This window comes from Micromonospora sp. NPDC049089, from assembly GCF_040648775.1.
Taxonomy (GTDB): Bacteria; Actinomycetota; Actinomycetes; order Mycobacteriales; family Micromonosporaceae; genus Micromonospora.
Map to the genome: position 1 here is coordinate 97,242 of NZ_JBEZEH010000002.1, position 16,394 is coordinate 113,635.

Here is a 16,394-nt window from a genome sequence, read left to right on the forward strand (position 1 = left end):
CTACGGTGGGGTAGGTTTCCGCGCGTGCTAGCCCGCGCGCGCCCTCGTCTGCTCCTACCGTTGCTCGCCGTCGCGCTCGCCGGTGCCCTGACCGGGTGCTCCCTGTTCGACGGAGACAAGCCGAGCACCCCGGTGGCGCAGCCGACCCCCGGCACGGCGGGTGGCGGCTCGCAGCTGGAGATCCCCACCACCGTCGCCGCCGGTCAGGTCAGCCTGCTCCAGCGGCTCGGCGAGGACGGGCCGATGCGCACCCTGAGCGTCGAACGGAACGGCGGGTGGCAGTGCGTCGACTGCGCCGGCGACGGCGTGACCTCCCGGGGCACCCTCGCGCCGGAGCTGACCGAACGGCTCCAGGTGCTGCTCGCCAACCCGAAGCTGGCCGACGAGACCGATCAGGCCCGGCGGTACCGGACAACCTGCATCGACGCGCTGACGTCCAGCCTCATCACCTCGGCCGGGCTGATCACCTCGCAGGACTGCCCGGGCGAGGAGCTCACGCCGGTCGCCGGGGAGATCCTGCTGCTGCTCACCCAGGCGACCCCGGCCGAGGTCAAGGGCTGACCGCAGCCGCTCAGAGCACCTTGCCCGGGTTGAGCAAACCGGCCGGGTCGAGCGCCGACTTGATCGCCTGATGCACCCGGACACCGACCGGCCCGATCTCCCGGGCCAGCCAGTCCCGCTTGAGCAGCCCCACCCCGTGCTCACCGGTACACGTGCCGCCCAGGTCCAGGCCGAGCCGCATGATCTCGTCGAAGGCCCGCCGACCCCGCTCCACGCTCGCCGGGTCGGCCCGGTCGACAACGATGTTCGGGTGCATGTTGCCGTCCCCGGCGTGCCCCACCACGCCGATCGGCACCTCACACTCGGCCGCGATCCGGGCGACCCCGTCCAGGAGCGCGGCGAGCGCGCCGCGCGGCACCGCCACATCGTCGATCACCAGACCGCCGATGCCGCCCGGGTAGGCGTCCGCCGCGAACTTCTCCATGGCCGGGTGGGCCAGCCGGCGAGCCTGGAGCAGCGCCGCCGCCTCCACCGCGTCGGTGGCCGCGTAGACCTCGTCGGCGCCAACGGCCTCGCACACCTCCGCCAGCACGGCCAGGTCGTCCGCCGCCCGGGAGCCGGTGTCGGCGGCGGCCAGCAACAGGGCCTGCGCGTCGGTCCGCAACCCCATCGGTTGGTACGCCTCGATCGCCCGCAGGTGGGTCTGGTCCAGCAACTCCAACAGGCTGGGGGTGAGCCCGCGAGCCGCGATCTCGGCCACCGCCGCGCCGGCCGTGGCGGTGGATCCGAAGACCGCCACCAGGGTCAGTGAGTCGGCCGGGGCGGGGCGCAGCGCCACTGTCACCTCGGTGATCACGCCGAGGGTGCCCTCCGAACCGACGAACAGTCGGGTCAGGTCGTAGCCGGCCACCCCCTTGGCCGTACGCCGGCCGGTGCGCAGCACCTCACCGGAGGCGAGCACCACCTCCAGGCCGAGCACGTACTCGGTGGTCACTCCGTACTTCACACAGCACATGCCGCCGGCGTTGGTGGCCACGTTGCCACCGATCGTGGACGACTCCCAGGAGCCGGGGTCCGGCGGGTACCAGAGGCCCTGTTTCGCCACCGCCCCGGCCAGGGCCGCGTTGACCACCCCCGGTTGGACCACAGCGATCCGGCTCACCGGGTCGATCTCCCGGATCTCGGTCATCGCGACGGTGCTGAGCACCACCGCGCCGTCCACCGCGTTCGCCGCGCCGGCCAGCCCGGTCCGTGCGCCCTGCGGCACCACAGGTACGCCGTGCCGCGCCGCCGCCTGGATCACGGCGACCACCTGCTCGGTGTCGCGCGGGCGGGTCACCACCAGCGGGACGCCGGCGGCGCACAGGTCGGCCTCATCCCGCTGATGCAGGCGCAGCAGGTCCGGGTCCGTGAGCACGGCGTCGTCACCGAGCGCGGCGCGCAGGTCGTCGAGGAGCGCGGTGGGGGCCATGCAGCCGAGGTTAGGGCGGTCCCAGGCGATCATCAACATGATCGACTGGTCGGGTTAACGTGGCACCATGCTCTACCTGGACCGGCCGGCCTGGCCGTGGCGCGGTCGGCTCTGGTCGCACCTGATCAGCGACGTCTCGTACGCCGAGCTGCACGCCTTCGCCGAGGCGCTCGGCGCGCCCCGACGCGGCTTCGACCGGGACCACTACGACATCCCCGCGGACCGGTTCGCGGCGGCGGTGTGGCTCGGTGCCCAGGTGGTGCCGAGCCGGGAGCTGGTCCGGTTGCTCCGCGCCGCCGACCTGCGTCGGCCGAAGCACCTGGTCAACCCGCGTTCTCCGGTGCCCCGGTGAGGGTGGCCAGCTCGCGGCGCACATTGTCCCGGGCCGGCTCTTCCCACCGGCTCGCCAGCGGTGGCGACCGGAACAGCGCGGGCAGCGACAGCAGGCCGGTCAGCACGGCGGCCCGCCCAGCCCGGAAGGCCGGCTCCGGCACGTGGGCGTACTCCCGGCGGATCGCCGCCGCGTAACGCTCGTAGCTGGCCGGCGGCGCGGCCAGCACGGCCAGGTCCGCATCGCACAGCAATGCCCCGTCCCGGTCGCCCGGCGCTACCGTGTGCCCGGCGGTGAGCAGCACCAGCCGGCGCACCTCGGCCACCGTGGGCGCCGGCACCCCGAGCCCGGTGAGCACGCTCTCGGCCAGCGCGGCGCTGTCCCGTTCGTTGGCGTCGCCGTCGGCCCGGGGGTCGTACACCGCGTCGTGGAACCAGGCCGCCAGCCGGACCGCATCGGCCTGGGCGGCCAGGTCGGCGTGCTGGTCCACCACATCGAGCACCGCCGTCAGGTGGGCCACCGTGTGGTAGTGCCGGTGCGGCTCCCGCCAGCGGGCGATCAACTGCTCGCCGGCCCTGGTGGTCTCCGGCTCGTGCCTCGCGCCGGCACCCCGGGCCGCCGCGCGCCACCGGTCCAACAGATCAACCACCGCCCGAGTCTGCCGCATCCGCCCGCGACGCGCGGGTAGGGAGGGTTCAGCGGGGCCACCACGGGTAGTCGCGCCCATGGCCGTGGCCCGGGACAAGCGACAGCCGATGGTGCGACGTACCGCGCTGCGCGACGGTTTGGTGGACATCGACGGCGCACGGATCGCCGAGGCCACCGAGCAACTGCGCCACCGCAGCCGGGCTACCCTGCACGATCGGCTGCACCGGGTACGGATGGCCGGCGGACTCGCGGTGCAGGCCGGGCTCGCCGCCGGGCTCGCGTACCTGATCTCGCACAAGGTGCTCGGCAACCCGCAACCGGTCTTCGCCCCGATCTCCGCGGTCGGCACCCTGGCCGCGTCGGTCGGTCAGCGGTTCCGCCGGACGGTGGAGCTGATCGTCGGGGTGGGGGTTGGGGTTTTCGTCGGCGACCTCCTGATCTACCTGCTCGGCACCGGGGCGTGGCAGCTCGGCCTGGTGGTCACCGTGGCGATCCTGCTCACCATCTTCGCCGGAGCGAGCGTGGCCATCGTCATCCAGGCGGCGGCCACGGCGGTGCTGATCGTGACGCTGAGCCCGTCGACCCAGAACCTGGAGATCCCCCGCTTCGTCGACGCGTTCCTCGGCGGTGGGATCGCGCTGCTGGTCACGGCGTTGCTGCTGCCACTGAACCCACTCCGGGTGATCAACCGGGCGGCCCGTCCCGCCCTGGACCTGCTCGCCGCCCAGCTCGACGCCACCGCCGACGGGCTGCGCAACCGGGACCGCGCCACCATCCAGGCAGCACTGGAGAGGCTGCGCAACAACAAGGAGGAGCTGGCCACGCTGGGCGAGGCGATCGAGGGGGCGAAGGAGACCGCCACCCTCTCCCCGGCCCGCTGGCACCGCCGCGACGAACTGACCCACTACGCCGAGGCGGCCGACCCGATCGACCGGGCGATGCGCAACAGCGGCACCCTGATCCGCCGATCCGTCACGCTGGTCGAGGACGACGAACCGGTACCCGATCCGATGCCGGACGCGATCGGTCACCTCGCCGAGTCGGTCCGGCTGCTCAAGCACGAGTTCGCCGCCGGTGAGGAGCCGGAGGAGGCCCGGGAGCGGTCGCTGCGGGCGGTCAGCGAGTCCGGCCGGGCGTACGGCGCCGGGGTGGGGTTCTCCGGCAGCGTGGTGATCGCCCAGATCCGGACGACAGCGAGCGACCTGCTGGTCGCCTCCGGCATCGAGCAGGAGGAGGCGAACCGGTGGATCCGCACCGCCTTCGGGGAGCAGGAGCGCCCGGTCGGTGAGCCAGCCGAGCCCGGCGAGACGCCGAAGCCACCCACCGCCCCGCCGGTCGGCTGAGCGGAAACGACCGCCGGGCGGGCCTCAGGCCAGCTCGGCCAGGGCCGCGAGCAGCCGGTCCACCTCGGCGGCCGTGCTGCCCAGCCCGATGCTGGCACGCAGCGCGGTGGGCGGCAGGTCCCGCCGGCCGGTACGCCCCGCCGCCTCGCCGAGCAGACGCCGGGCCAGGGGGTGGGCACAGAACAACCCGTCCCGTACGCCGATGTGGTGCTCGGCGGCCAGCCGGGTGGCCACCTCGGTGGAGTCCCAGCCGGCGACCACGAACGAGACGATGCCGACCCGGGGCGCGTCCGGGCCGAAGGTGCGCAGCTCGACGACGTGCGGCAGGGCGGCGAGGCCGCTCCGTAGCCGGGCCAGCAGGGCCTGCTCGTGGGCGGCCAGCGCGCCCTGGTCCGCCTCGTCGAGCGCCCTGCACACCGCCGCCAGCGCGACCGCTCCGAGCAGATTCGGGGTGCCGCCCTCGTGTCGTGCCGGGCCGGTCGCCCAGGTCACGTCGTGGGTGGCCGGCCCGACGTGGCTGGTGGCGCCACCGCCGGCCAGGTAGGGCGGGGCGGCGTCCAGCCAGTCGGCGCGACCGATCAGCACGCCCGCGCCGAACGGCGCGTACAGCTTGTGACCGGACACGGCCAGGTAGTCGACGTCCAGCGCGAGCAGGTCGACCGGAGCGTGCGGGGCGAGCTGCGCGGCGTCGAGCACGATCCGGGCACCGTGCCGGTGCGCCACCCGCGCCAGTTCGGCGACCGGCCACCGCTCACCCGTCACGTTGCTCGCACCGGTCACCGCTACCAGCACCGGCAACGCCGGGCTGCTGCCCCGGCGCAGCTCGGTGAGGGCGGCGGCGAGATCGCGTACCGCCCCGTCGGGGTCGCTGGGCACCGGCAGCCGCACCGACCCGCGCGGCCAGGGCAGCAGGTTGGCGTGGTGTTCGGAGGCGTTCGTGACCACTGTGGTGCCGGCCGGCAGGGCCCGTGCCAGCAGGTTGAGCGCGTCGGTGGTATTGCGGGTGAAGATCACATGATCGTCGGCGCGAGCGCCGAAGAAGTCCCCGATCGTCTGCCGGGCCTGCTCGTACGCGAGGGTGCAGCGCCGCGACAGCGCTCCCGCTCCGCGATGCACGCTGGCGTACCAGGGCAGCAGCTCGGCCACCGCGTCGGCGGCGGCCCGCGCGCACGGCGCACTCGCCGCGTAGTCCAGGTTGATCTCGCCGGGCACGCCGAGGACGTCGAGCGACGCGGACGGCACGGTGGGCAGGCTGGGCAGCGAGGGTGCGAGAGTGACGGACACGCCGGAACCTCCGGGGTCAGGGACCCCGGGTGCGACATCGGGACGGGGTCCGCGCTTGCCCAGCACACCGATCGGGCTGGGCCCGGTCATCACCCGGGGCACCCCACCGCGAACTCGACGAGGGTTGCCGGCCAGCAAGCCGGGGCTTGACGCTGGCGCTCGTGACCTGCCGGCAGCATAGCGGCTACCGATGCGACCGAACCAGCCGGCGGCGGATGGCTACGCTGACCGCATGGCCGACACCCCGCCCGGTTCACCGCTGCCGCCTGCGCCCGCCGCCCCGCCCGCGCCCGCCGGCCCGCCCATGGGTGAGACGCCGCGAATGCCGCTGCGCCGACTGGGCTGGCGGCGGTTCCTGGTGCTGGCCGGGGTGGTGCTGTTGATCGCGGCGTGCGCGGTCTTCATGGTCTTCACGCTCGGCCAGTCGCTCGGTGCGCAGGCCCTGCTGATCGGGGTGGTCGCCGCCATTCTGCCGGTACCGGTGCTGGTCGGCTGCTTCCTCTGGCTGGACCGGTACGAACCGGAGCCGCTGAAGTATCTGATCTTCTGCTTCGCCTGGGGAGCGTTCGTCTCCACCGCCGCATCGCTCACCGTGAACGATTTCGCGGCCAACCGCTTCGCCGACTGGGGCCTGCCGTCGGCGCTCACCGGGGTACTGGTGGCGCCGTTCATCGAAGAGCTGACCAAGGCGCTGGGCCCGATCCTGCTGCTGGTGTTCCGCCGCCGTGAGTGGTCGGGGATCACCGACGGCCTGGTCTACTGCGGGCTCTCCGCGGTCGGCTTCGCGATGGTGGAGAACATCCTCTACCTGGGCGGGTTGGGCTACGCGTCCGGCGCCGACCGGTACGGCCCGGCCACCGGCATCCAGCAGGTCATCGCGATCTTCATCCTGCGGATCCTGCTGTTCGGGTTCGCCCATCCCCTTTTCACCTCGATGACCGGTGTGGGGTTGGGCATCGCCTCTCGGACGGCGGACCGGCGCATCCGGGTGCTCGCCCCGATCGCCGGTCTGCTGCTGGCGATGATGCTGCACGGCACGTGGAACCTGCTGCCCACGCTGACCCAGGCCACCGGCGAGGCCATGATCATGCTGTACGGCTTCCTGGGCCTCATGGTGCCGGTCTTCTTCGGCACCGTGGGGCTGGCGCTGTGGCTGCGCGCCTGGGAGGGGCGGCTCACCGAGCGGGTCCTGCCCGACTACGTACGCGCCGGCTGGCTCAGCCCGCCCGAGGTGGCCGCCCTGAGCAGTCTCGGCCGGCGGCACGCAGCCCGCAGTTGGGCGCGACGGGTGGCCGGCGACGCCGGGGTGCGGGCGATGCGGGGCTACCAGTCCGCCGCCACCCGGCTGGCCCTGCTGCGCGACGGGGCGCTGCGCGGCCTGGACCGCAAACCCGCCGACCAGGAGCGGACCGCCCGCGAGGAGCGGGAACTGCTGGACGCGATCACCGGATACCGGTCGTTCTTCGTGGGCCGGGACCCGCAGGCCCCGGCGGGGGTCTGGGACGGCAGCCGCTACCACCTGCGCTTCCCGGACGGCACCGAGCGCGCGGTGGACGCGCCGGACGAGCCGGTGGTGCCGATCCCGGTGGTGCTGGCTCCCGCCCCGGCTCCGATGGGTTACGCCCCGCCCGGTCAGCCCAGCCTGCGCCCGGCCTCCCCCTGGCCGCCAACGCACCCCTGACACCGCCGGCTACCGCCCAACCAAAGCAGCGCAGCAAGGCGCGGCAGGCCCACGCCCCGCGCCCGCGCCGCCCCCGCCCGCGCCGATCTTGCAGTTTCGGTCGTCGAAAAGCGTGGAATGCCCTCTACGCCGCGACAGTAAGTGCAAGATCGCGGCCGACGTGGCGTGGCGTGGCGTGGCGTGGCGCGTGGCCTCGCTGGGCGTCAGGTCATCAGCGAGGTTAGGAAGTCGCCGAGGCCCTGGAACATTGCGATCAGCGCGGCGCCGATCGCCCGGAACATCTGCGCGGCGCCGTCCGGCCGAAAGGCCATGAAGTAGATCAGGAACGCGACACTGCCCCAGGTCAAGAGCTTCTTCACGAATACCGGCATCGTCCCTCCCCAGGGCCACGGTCGCCGGATGGCTTCCCGTCGTGCGGCTGGGCAAACGGTGCGCGACGGGGCCTGGTGGCCGGGGGAGGTGCGTCAGAGGTAGAGGCCGGTCGAGTCGTTCTCGATCCGCTCGGCGGCTACGGCGTGCACGTCCCGCTCCCGCAGCAGCACGTAACCGCGGCCGTGCAGCTCGACCTCGGAGCGCTCGTCCGGGTCGAAGAGCACCCGGTCGCCGGAGACGATGGCGCGCACGTTCGGCCCCACCCCGACCGCGGTGGCCCAGGCGAGGCGCTTGCCGACCGCTGCGGTCGCCGGAATGACGATGCCAGCGGTGGAGCGGCGTTCGCCCTCGCTGCCCTCCATCCGCACCAGCACGCGGTCGTGCAGCAGGCGGATCGGCAGGCCGGCGTCGAGATCGTTGTCGGCGGTCACGTCGCAGACGCTACCGTGTGGCCGACGGTGGCCGGCCGGTGGTTACGCCGGAGGTGGTCGGGGCATTGTGTGGTGGAACCGCCCTACGGTGTCGGGAACGGACGTATGCTGTCCGACCTGTCGCCGTCGGCGGGCCGGGTTTTCTGCCAGGAGGTGCGCTTGAGCCGCTTCGAGCGGGTACGCGGGCGGCTTCGCCGCGCCTACCAGTCACGACAGGAGTCGGCGCCTGCCGACGAGGGCGCCGCGAGTGACGCGTTGAACGACGCGTCGGAGGCGGCCCGGGTGGCGTCGCCGGCCGTGCCGGGGCCGACCGCGCCGCCGAGCGCCGCTGTCTACGGCGCGGAACCTCCGGTGGACCTGCACAGCTCCACCTCCAGTCGGGACGACGCCGACGTTCCGCACGGGTTGCGGATCGCCGCCGCGTGGTGTTGGCGACTGATCGTGATCGGCGTGGTGGCCTGGGCGCTGCTGCGGATCGTCGGCACGGTCAAGATCGTGATCATTCCGCTGGCCATCGCGCTGCTGCTCTCCGCACTGCTCGCCCCTGCGGTGGGCTGGTTGCTGCGGGTCCGGTTCCCCCGGTCGCTGGCGACGGCGGTGGTGCTGGTCGGCGGCCTGGCCGCGGTGATCGGCACGCTGACGCTGGTGGTCAACGAGTTCATCCGTGGCGTACCGGAGCTGAGCGAGAAGTCCTCGGAGGGCGTCCGGCAGATCCAGAACTGGCTGAAGACGGGCCCGCTGCACCTCTCCGACACCCAGCTCGACCGCTACATCGACGAGGCGCAGGCCTGGATCAACAACAACACCTCAAGGTTCACCAGCGGCGCGCTGAGCACCGCCGCGACGCTGGCCGAGGTGCTGACCGGCACGCTGCTGGTGCTCTTCGCGACGTTCTTCTTCCTGCGCGACGGCAACCGGATCTGGCGGTTCCTGGTCCGGCTGCTGCCGGTGGCCGCTCGGTGGAAGGTCGACGACGCCGGCCGCGCCTCCTGGCAGACGCTTGTCGCCTACGTCCGCGCGACAGTGCTTGTCGCCTTCATCGACGCGGTCGGCATCGGCATCTTCCTGGTCGCCTTCGACATCCCGTTCGCCTTCCCGCTGGCCGCGCTGGTCTTCCTCGGCGCGTTCATCCCGATCGTCGGTGCGGCGCTCTCCGGCGGCGTGGCGGTGTTGGTGGCCCTCGTCGACAGCGGCCCGGTCACCGCGTTGATCATCCTCGCTGCGGTGATCGTCGTGCAGCAGGTGGAGGGTCACATCCTGCAACCGCTGATCATGGGCCGGGCGGTCGCCCTGCACCCGCTCGCGGTGATCATCGGTATCGCTGCCGGCGTCGTACTCGCGGGCATCACCGGCGCGCTGGTCTCCGTGCCGCTCATCGCGGTGCTGAACACCGCGGTCCGCCGGCTTGCCGCCCGCAGGGTGCCGGACACCCCGCCCGACGCCGTGGTCGTCGCCTCCCAGGCCCCCTAGGGCCGCGATCACGCAGGATCACGGAAAGAGTGGCCTCCCGCCAGCGGGAGACCACTCTTTCCTTGTTGTAGCGCGATCGTGGGCCGGTCAGAGCGGCCCAGGTGCGGCGCGGCGAGGGTCAGGACTTGGCGAGGCGTTCCAGTGCGCCTCGGGCCACCTCGGGGCGGGTCGTGTACCAGAACGGGGGCAGCGAGCGGCGCAGGAACGGCCCGTAGCCCCGCGCCGTCTCCAGTCGGGAGTCGAGCACCGCGACCACGCCCTTGTCGCCGGTCGCCCGGATCAGCCGGCCCACGCCCTGGGCCAGCCTCACCGCCGCGATCGGCACGCTGACCGCTGCGAAGCCGGAGCCGCCGCCCGCGTCCACCGCCGCCGCGCGGGCCGCCGCCAGCGGTTCGTCCGGGCGGGGGAAGGGCAGCCGGTCGATGACGACGAGCTGACAGGCGTCGCCGGGCACGTCCACCCCCTGCCAGAGCGACATCACCCCGAACAGGCAGCTGGCGCGCTCCTCGCGGAAGCGACGCACCAACAGCGGCAGCGCCTCCTCGCCCTGAAGCAGGACCGGCAGGTCGGTCCGCGCACGCAACAGCTCCGCCGCCTGCTGCGCGGCCCGCCGGGAGGAGAAGAGCCCGAGAGTACGACCACCGAGCGCCTCGACCAGCCCGAGCAGTTCCTCCCCGGCAGCATCGGGCAACCCGGAGACGCTGGGGCGGGGGAGGTGCGCGGCGACGTACAGGATGCCCTGCCGGGCGTAGTCGAACGGCGAACCGACGTCGAGTGACCGCCACCCGGGGCCCTCGGTGGCCGGGACGACGGCGTTCGGGGTGACCTCGCCGGCGAGGCGACGGCCGGGCGCTTCGGCAGCCGGCCGGCCGGGGCCGGTGCGGGCGGCCTGTGCGGCCGCGGCTGGGGTCGGCGGGGCGGGCGGTGGCGCGTCCAGTCCGAGGGCACGGGCTACCGTGTCGAACCGGCCGCCCAGCGCCAGGGTCGCCGAGGTGGCCACGACGGTGCGTTCGTCGTACAGGTGGGTGGCGAGGGTGCCGGCCACCGACAGCGGCGCGACCACCAGCGCCCGGCGGTTGCCGCTGTCGTTCTTCTCCACCCAGGCCACGTCGTGGTCGCCCTCCTCCAGTAGCCGCTGCGCGGTGGTGGAGAGCTCGTCCAGGGCGGCCTTGGCCTGCTGCTTACGGACCGGGTCGGGGTCGTCGGCCTTGATGTCGCCGATCGCGTCCAGGGCGGAGCGGGTCGCCGCGTCGAGCAGCGTGCACGCCTCCCGCAGTGGCGTCGGCAGCCCCGCAGTGATCCGCCCGGCCGGTGCCTCGGCCAGCCCGACCGCCAGGGCGTCCCCGGCGGCGGTGAGCGCCTCGGCGGTCTCCGGGCGCAGCAGCGTACGGGCCCGCCGGGTGGTCCGGTCGATCAGCTCGGGCACCAGCTCCGCCTGGGCGGCGGAGGAGACCCGGTCGGCCAGTTCGTGCGCCTCGTCGACGATGAGCAGCTTGTGCGGCGGCACGATGTGCCGGTCGGCGAGCATGTCGACAGCGAGCAGGCTGTGGTTGGTCACCACGATGTCGGCCTCCCGGGCGCGGGCCCGCGACGCCTCGGCGAAGCACTCCTGCCCGAACGGGCAACGGGCCGCGCCGACGCACTCGCGGGCCGGCATCGACACCAGCCGCCAGGCCTGGTCTTCGACGCCCGGGTCCAGCTCGTCCCGGTCGCCGGTGGCGGTCTTCTCGGCCCAGTCGCGTAGCCGCTCGATCTGCTTGCCCAGCCGGCCCGCCTCACCGAGCCACTTCACCGCGCCGCCGGGGCGCGCCGCGGGGGCGTCGAAGAGGGTGTCCTCCGGCTCCTCCTCGGTGGAGTTGTCCAGTCGGGCGAGGCAGAGGTAGTGATGGCGGCCCTTGAGCACGGCGAAGGTGGGCCGACGGCCGAGCACCGGCTCGACCGCGTCGGCGAGCCGGGGCAGGTCGTGGTCGACAAGCTGCGACTGCAACGCCAGGGTGGCAGTGGAGACCACCACCGGACCGTCCACAGTGAGCGCCGGCGCGAGGTACGCCAGCGACTTGCCGGTGCCGGTGCCGGCCTGCACGAGCAGATGCTCGCCGCCGGCCACGCACTCCTCGATCGCCGTGGTCATCTGCAGTTGGCCGGGGCGCTCCGCGCCGCCGGGCACCGCGCCGACCGCCGCCGCCAGCAGCTCGGTGCCACTGGGTCGGGCACCCCGCCGCCGGCCCTTGGCACGAGCCGACGGGGTGGCGGAACCGGTGGCGGTGCGGGGCGGAGTCACCGTGCGACGGTACCCGGCGCCGCCGACACCGACCGCGCCCATCCGCCGCGTGGCGCGATGCCGACCGGGGCGAGGTGTAGCAGCCGACCCCGTCCGGTTACGGCCACGCTACGACGCGTTGGGCTGTATCGGTTAGGGTGCGAATCATGCCGAGCGACATGGTCCGAGTGATCTACCGCAAGTACGACGGCAGCGCCCACCGCGACTACCCGGCCCGTCGGCTCACCGAGGACGATCTCGGCGTCTGGCTCGGCGTGCCGGAGGGCACCGAGTCGGTCTACCACGGCCGGCCCTCGGTGGAGAAGATCCCGTTCGTGCTGTTGGTGCCACACCGCGCCTGGTGGACGGGCATGTTCAACCCCCCACCCCGCACCAGCGAGGTCTACTGCGACATCACCACCCCGGCCCGCTGGGAGTCCGACGACACGGTCCACCTGATCGACCTGGACCTGGACGTCGTCAGGCGTCGGGCCACCGGCCTGGTGGAGCTGCTCGACGAGGACGAGTTCGCCGAGCACCGGGCCCGGTTCGGCTACCCGGAGGATGTGGTGGCCGAGGCCGAGGCCGCGGCACAGCGGCTGCTGAGGGCGCTCGGCGACGGCACCGAGCCGTTCGCCACCGCGTACCGCAAGTGGTTGGCCCTGGTGGTCTGAGGCCGCACGGCCGGTCTGGCCGGCTCACCAGCGTGGCGGCCAGCCGTCGTCGGCGCCCAGTGGTGGCAGGTCGGTCAGTTTCTCCGGGTTGAGCTGGTTGTAGATGGCGGTGATCCGGCCCTGGTCGACAGCGAACGCGGTGACCAGGCGGATCGGTCGACCATCGCTGTGCGTGGTCTCCAGCTGGAGGCCGAGAATGCCGTCGACGAGCACGGGCCGAGCCAGCACCCGGCCGGTGTACCGGCCGGTCCGGCCGAACAGGCCGAGCGTGAGGCGAGCCACGGGGTCCGCGCCGAACACCGGCCAGCGGGCGGCCGGGAAGTGCCCGCCCGAGTCGCCGACGAAGACCACGTCCGGCGCGAGCACCTGAAGCAGCTGATCCAACTCGCCGGACTCGGTGGCGGCGACGAACGCCTCGAGCACCCGACGCTGCTCGGCCGGGTCGGCGGTGTGCCGGGGTACGTCCGGCGAGGTGACCGCCCGCCGGGCCCGGGAGGCGAGCTGCCGGGCCGCCACCTCGGTGGTGCCGAGCACCCCCGCGACCCGGGCGAACGGCAGCGCGAACACGTCGTGCAGGACGAGGGCGACCCGTTGCTCCGGCGCGAGCCGCTCCAGCACCACCAGCAGGGCCGTGCCGACCTCGTCGGTGCGCACCGCCCGCTCCGCCGGGTCGGGCGCGTAGCCGTCGGCCGGCGACCGGCCGCCCAATGGGCTCACCACCGGCTCCGGCAGCCACTGCCCCGGGTACGCCTCCCGGCGGACCCGGGCCGAGCGGAGCACGTCCAGGCAGATCCGAGCGCAGGTGGTGGTCAGCCAGGCGGACAGGTCTCTGATCTCGGCGCGGGCCGCCGGGTCGGCCAGCGCCCCGGCGTAGCGCAGCCAGGTCTCCTGTACGGCGTCCTCCGCCTCGCTGCGGCTGCCCAGCATCCGGTGGGCCACCGCGAGCAACCGGCCCCGCTCGGCCTCGAACTCCGTCGCCAGCTCCCGCACGACCCACCACCCCTTCCGGTCGGCGTCCCGGACTACATCCTCCCGCCGAGCGGGCTCCACGGCTGCCCCGAGACGGCCCGGCAAACCGGTGCTCGCCGTGGGCGCAGGTCGGTCGGTGCCGATCGGCGGGCCAGGTTCGGAGGTGGGCCTCGGCGGGCGGAACGGCGGTGGGTGGGCGATGATCCGTGCATGAGCGCACCCCAGCAAGGGCAGGTCGTGGCACCCGAGGGCGGTTCCGTGCGGGACCTGCTGCGGGTCACCGCGCCGGTGGATCTCGGCGCGATCGACCCGCGGTCCATGCCCGGCCTACCGGAGCCCGCAGGCCGCGGCGAGCACCGTAAGACCTGGGCGCGGGAGCAGGTGGAACTGGTCGGCGAGGAGCTGGGCCGGCAGCAGGAGATGCTCTTCGCGATGGCCAAGACCGGGTCGGAACGGCCGGCGCAGCGGGTGCTGCTGGTGCTCCAGGCCATGGACTGCGGCGGCAAGGACGGCACGATCAAGCGGGTGGCCGGCGCGATGAACCCGCTGGGCCTGCACATCCGCTCGTTCGGACCGCCGACCCGCCAGGAGTTGCGGCACGACTTCCTCTGGCGGATCCGGCGTGAGCTGCCACCGCAGGGCTACGTGGGGATGTTCAACCGTTCGCACTACGAGGACGTGTTGATCGCCCGGGTCGGCTCGCTGGTGCCGGAGACGACCTGGCGAGCCCGCTATGACGAGATCAACTCGTTCGAGCAGGAGCTGACCGAGGGCGGCGTCACCCTGATCAAGGTGATGCTGCACATCTCGTACGCCGAGCAGGGCAAGCGCCTGATGGATCGGCTCACCGACCCGCGTAAGCACTGGAAGTACAACCCCTCCGACATCGACTCGCGAGGGCACTGGGACGACTACCAGGCTGCGTACGCCGAGGCCCTGAGCCGGTGCGGCACGGACGCCGCGCCCTGGTTCGTGGTGCCGGCGGACCGCAAGTGGTACCGGGACTGGGCGGTGGCCCACCTGCTGCGTGAGACGTTCGACACGCTCGAACTGGGGTATCCGGCTGCCGATTTCGACGTGGCGCGGGAGCGGAAGCGCCTCCTGGCTGGGGGAGCGGGTGCTGGTGGGGCGGCCGAGATGAACGGCAGGTGAACGAGCGGTGAATGACGCCTGGCCAGGGGTGGGCCGGCGAATTCCCGGTTCCGCCGTTTCCTAGCATTCACCGAGCGGGCGCTCTCGGGCACCGCCACCCTTCCACCGACGCGACGAGGTCTGTGCTGTGAAGTTTTCCTTCCGCCCCACCGAGGGCGCCTTCTACGAGCTCTTCACCAGGGCCGCGCAGAACCTGGTCCGGGGCACCGCGCTGCTCAACGAACTGGCCCTGCCCGGCGTGGACGTGCAGTCCGTCAGCGAGCGGCTGACCGAGGTCGAGCACGACAGCGACCAGATCACCCACGACCTGTACAAGAAGATCAACTCGACCTTCATCACCCCGTTCGACCGGGAGGACATCTACCGGCTCGGCTCGTTGCTGGACGACGTGATGGACCACCTGGAAGCGGTGGGCGACCTGCTCTACCTGTACGGGTTGACCGAGCTTCCGGCGCTGCCCCGCGAGCTGCACGAGATGGTCAACGTGCTCGACCAGCAGGCCAAGCTGACCGCCGACGCGATGCCCCGGCTGAAGTCGATGAAGGACCTCGAGGACTACTGGATCGAGTGCAACCGGCTGGAGAACGAGGGCGACCGGATCAACCGGCAGCTGCTCGTCCGCCTCTTCTCGGGTGAGTACGACGCGTTGACGGTGCTGAAGATGAAGGAGGTCGCCGACGAGCTGGAGGCTGCCTGCGACGCCTTCGAGCACGTGGCCAACACCGTCGAGACCATCGCCGTCAAGGAGTCCTGAGCCGGTGTCCCCTGAACTCATCGCCGTGCTGGCGGTGATCGCGGTGGCCCTGGCGTTCGACTACACCAACGGCTTCCACGACGCCGCCAACGCGATCGCCACAAGCGTCTCCACCCGGGCGCTGACACCGCGGATCGCCCTCGGGCTCGCCGCGGTCGGCAACTTCATCGGCGCCCACTTCGGTGCCGGCGTCGCCAAGACCGTCGGTGACGGTCTGGTCACCCTCCCCACCGGGGTGAGCAGCCTCGGCGTGGTCTTCGCCGGGGTGCTCGGAGCGATCGCCTGGAACCTGATCACCTGGTATTTCGGTCTGCCCTCGTCGTCCTCGCACGCGCTCTTCGGCGGCCTGGTCGGCGCCACCCTGCTCTCCACCGGCGGCATCGTGCAGTGGGGCAACATCGGCGTGAAGGTGCTGCTGCCGATGGTGCTGTCGCCGATCGTCGGCCTCACCCTCGGTTACCTGCTGATGCTGGCCATCCTGTGGCTGTTCCGAAAGGGACAGCCGGGCAAGCTCAACCGGGGCTTCCGTTGGGCGCAGACCGCCTCGGCAGCCGCCATGTCGGTCGGCCACGGCATGCAGGACGCCGCCAAGACCATGGGCATCGTGGTGCTGGCGCTCTACACCGGCGGTTTCCAGGAGAGCAAGACGCACATCCCGGGCTGGGTGTTCTGGACCTCGGCGACGATGCTCGCCCTCGGCACCTACGCCGGCGGCTGGCGGATCATCCGTACCCTCGGTCGCAAGATCATCGACCTGGGTCCGCCCGAGGGCTTCGCCGCCGAGACCGTCGCCAGCGCTGTGCTCTACTTCAACGCCCTGGTCCTGAAGGCCCCGATCTCCACCACCCACACCATCACCTCGGCGATCATGGGTGTGGGCGCGACCAAGCGACTCTCCGCGGTTCGCTGGAACGTGGCCGGCAACATCGTGCTCGCCTGGATCATCACGTTCCCGGCCGCCGCGCTGATCGCGTGCGTCACGTACCTGCTGGTCCGGCCGCTCTTCGGCTGAGTCTCCGGAAGGGCCCCCGGTCACGGTTCAGCCGTGGCCGG

General features: G+C 72.7%; 16 protein-coding genes and 1 riboswitch. Of the genes, 9 read left to right on the plus strand and 7 right to left on the minus strand.

What is annotated here, in order from left to right; all coding sequences use genetic code 11:
- Nucleotides 1-24 precede the first annotated feature (24 nt).
- Entirely contained in the window at nt 25-561 is a 537-nt protein-coding gene (locus AB0B48_RS01030; RefSeq protein WP_357194024.1) for a hypothetical protein, read from the plus strand.
- A gap of 10 nt (nt 562-571) precedes the next feature.
- On the opposite strand, the gene AB0B48_RS01035 is transcribed toward AB0B48_RS01030, so the two are convergent.
- Nucleotides 572-1,972, minus strand: coding sequence for an FAD-linked oxidase C-terminal domain-containing protein (locus AB0B48_RS01035; protein ID WP_357194027.1), 1,401 nt, complete (start codon nt 1,970-1,972; stop codon nt 572-574).
- Between the two features lie 67 nt (nt 1,973-2,039).
- Between AB0B48_RS01035 and AB0B48_RS01040 the strand changes: the two genes are divergently transcribed.
- A complete protein-coding gene (locus tag AB0B48_RS01040; protein ID WP_357194030.1) occupies nt 2,040-2,324 on the plus strand; it encodes a DUF4031 domain-containing protein in 285 nt (94 codons plus the stop codon).
- On the opposite strand, the gene AB0B48_RS01045 is transcribed toward AB0B48_RS01040, so the two are convergent.
- The gene (locus tag AB0B48_RS01045; protein WP_357194033.1) at nt 2,296-2,952 is read right to left on the minus strand and encodes a metal-dependent phosphohydrolase; all 657 of its coding nucleotides are present in this window, start codon (nt 2,950-2,952) and stop codon (nt 2,296-2,298) included. The two genes, AB0B48_RS01040 and AB0B48_RS01045, sit on opposite strands and share 29 nt — an antisense overlap.
- A gap of 106 nt (nt 2,953-3,058) precedes the next feature.
- On the opposite strand from AB0B48_RS01045, the gene AB0B48_RS01050 reads away from it, so the two are divergent.
- The gene (locus tag AB0B48_RS01050) at nt 3,059-4,294 is read left to right on the plus strand and encodes an FUSC family protein (protein WP_357194036.1); all 1,236 of its coding nucleotides are present in this window, start codon (nt 3,059-3,061) and stop codon (nt 4,292-4,294) included.
- A 24-nt stretch (nt 4,295-4,318) separates the two neighbouring features.
- On the opposite strand, the gene AB0B48_RS01055 is transcribed toward AB0B48_RS01050, so the two are convergent.
- A complete protein-coding gene (locus AB0B48_RS01055; RefSeq protein ID WP_357194039.1) occupies nt 4,319-5,578 on the minus strand; it encodes an aminotransferase class V-fold PLP-dependent enzyme in 1,260 nt (419 codons plus the stop codon).
- 46 nt (nt 5,579-5,624) lie between these two features.
- Nucleotides 5,625-5,745: riboswitch (SAM riboswitch) on the minus strand.
- 23 nt (nt 5,746-5,768) lie between these two features.
- Here AB0B48_RS01055 and AB0B48_RS01060 point away from each other — a divergent pair.
- Nucleotides 5,769-7,259, plus strand: coding sequence for a PrsW family intramembrane metalloprotease (locus AB0B48_RS01060; protein ID WP_357194042.1), 1,491 nt, complete (start codon nt 5,769-5,771; stop codon nt 7,257-7,259).
- Nucleotides 7,260-7,462: 203 nt separating this feature from the next.
- Here AB0B48_RS01060 and AB0B48_RS01065 read toward each other — a convergent pair whose 3' ends face one another.
- A complete protein-coding gene (locus tag AB0B48_RS01065) occupies nt 7,463-7,630 on the minus strand; it encodes a hypothetical protein (RefSeq protein ID WP_167337262.1) in 168 nt (55 codons plus the stop codon).
- Nucleotides 7,631-7,723: 93 nt separating this feature from the next.
- Nucleotides 7,724-8,062: a co-chaperone GroES gene (locus AB0B48_RS01070; protein WP_091402887.1), complete on the minus strand. Its 339-nt coding sequence runs from the start codon at nt 8,060-8,062 to the stop codon at nt 7,724-7,726.
- 105 nt (nt 8,063-8,167) lie between these two features.
- On the opposite strand from AB0B48_RS01070, the gene AB0B48_RS01075 reads away from it, so the two are divergent.
- Nucleotides 8,168-9,532: an AI-2E family transporter gene (locus AB0B48_RS01075; protein ID WP_357194045.1), complete on the plus strand. Its 1,365-nt coding sequence runs from the start codon at nt 8,168-8,170 to the stop codon at nt 9,530-9,532.
- Nucleotides 9,533-9,650: 118 nt separating this feature from the next.
- Here the strand turns inward: AB0B48_RS01075 and AB0B48_RS01080 are convergent, their stop codons facing one another.
- Entirely contained in the window at nt 9,651-11,855 is a 2,205-nt protein-coding gene (locus AB0B48_RS01080) for an ATP-dependent DNA helicase (protein ID WP_357194048.1), read from the minus strand.
- 104 nt (nt 11,856-11,959) lie between these two features.
- On the opposite strand from AB0B48_RS01080, the gene AB0B48_RS01085 reads away from it, so the two are divergent.
- The gene (locus AB0B48_RS01085; RefSeq protein WP_357194051.1) at nt 11,960-12,466 is read left to right on the plus strand and encodes a DUF402 domain-containing protein; all 507 of its coding nucleotides are present in this window, start codon (nt 11,960-11,962) and stop codon (nt 12,464-12,466) included.
- A 24-nt stretch (nt 12,467-12,490) separates the two neighbouring features.
- On the opposite strand, the gene sigJ is transcribed toward AB0B48_RS01085, so the two are convergent.
- Complete coding sequence (sigJ, locus tag AB0B48_RS01090) at nt 12,491-13,456, minus strand: RNA polymerase sigma factor SigJ (RefSeq protein ID WP_357194054.1); 966 nt, start codon at nt 13,454-13,456, stop codon at nt 12,491-12,493.
- 189 nt (nt 13,457-13,645) lie between these two features.
- Here sigJ and AB0B48_RS01095 point away from each other — a divergent pair, with 189 nt between their 5' ends.
- From AB0B48_RS01095 to AB0B48_RS01105, 3 genes are all read left to right on the plus strand, one after another.
- The gene (locus AB0B48_RS01095; protein WP_355005826.1) at nt 13,646-14,587 is read left to right on the plus strand and encodes a PPK2 family polyphosphate kinase; all 942 of its coding nucleotides are present in this window, start codon (nt 13,646-13,648) and stop codon (nt 14,585-14,587) included.
- A gap of 127 nt (nt 14,588-14,714) precedes the next feature.
- On the plus strand, nt 14,715-15,341 hold the full coding sequence (locus AB0B48_RS01100; RefSeq protein ID WP_053655020.1) for a DUF47 family protein: 627 nt from the start codon (nt 14,715-14,717) through the stop codon (nt 15,339-15,341).
- Between the two features lie 4 nt (nt 15,342-15,345).
- Nucleotides 15,346-16,353, plus strand: a complete 1,008-nt coding sequence (locus AB0B48_RS01105) for an inorganic phosphate transporter (protein WP_357194058.1) — start codon at nt 15,346-15,348, stop codon at nt 16,351-16,353.
- Nucleotides 16,354-16,394: the final 41 nt, after the last annotated feature.

Bases quoted from the DNA above. Each gene is read 5' to 3' on its own strand.
- AB0B48_RS01095 (WP_355005826.1), top strand. From the start codon at position 13,646: ATGAGCGCACCCCAGCAAGGGCAGGTCGTGGCACCCGAGGGCGGTTCC.
- AB0B48_RS01050 (WP_357194036.1), top strand. From the start codon at position 3,059: ATGGTGCGACGTACCGCGCTGCGCGACGGTTTGGTGGACATCGACGGC.
- AB0B48_RS01080 (WP_357194048.1), bottom strand. From the start codon at position 11,855: ATGGGCGCGGTCGGTGTCGGCGGCGCCGGGTACCGTCGCACGGTGACT.
- AB0B48_RS01075 (WP_357194045.1), top strand. From the start codon at position 8,168: ATGCTGTCCGACCTGTCGCCGTCGGCGGGCCGGGTTTTCTGCCAGGAG.
- AB0B48_RS01035 (WP_357194027.1), bottom strand. From the start codon at position 1,972: ATGGCCCCCACCGCGCTCCTCGACGACCTGCGCGCCGCGCTCGGTGAC.
- AB0B48_RS01085 (WP_357194051.1), top strand. From the start codon at position 11,960: ATGCCGAGCGACATGGTCCGAGTGATCTACCGCAAGTACGACGGCAGC.
- AB0B48_RS01065 (WP_167337262.1), bottom strand. From the start codon at position 7,630: ATGCCGGTATTCGTGAAGAAGCTCTTGACCTGGGGCAGTGTCGCGTTC.
- AB0B48_RS01060 (WP_357194042.1), top strand. From the start codon at position 5,769: ATGCGACCGAACCAGCCGGCGGCGGATGGCTACGCTGACCGCATGGCC.
- AB0B48_RS01040 (WP_357194030.1), top strand. From the start codon at position 2,040: ATGCTCTACCTGGACCGGCCGGCCTGGCCGTGGCGCGGTCGGCTCTGG.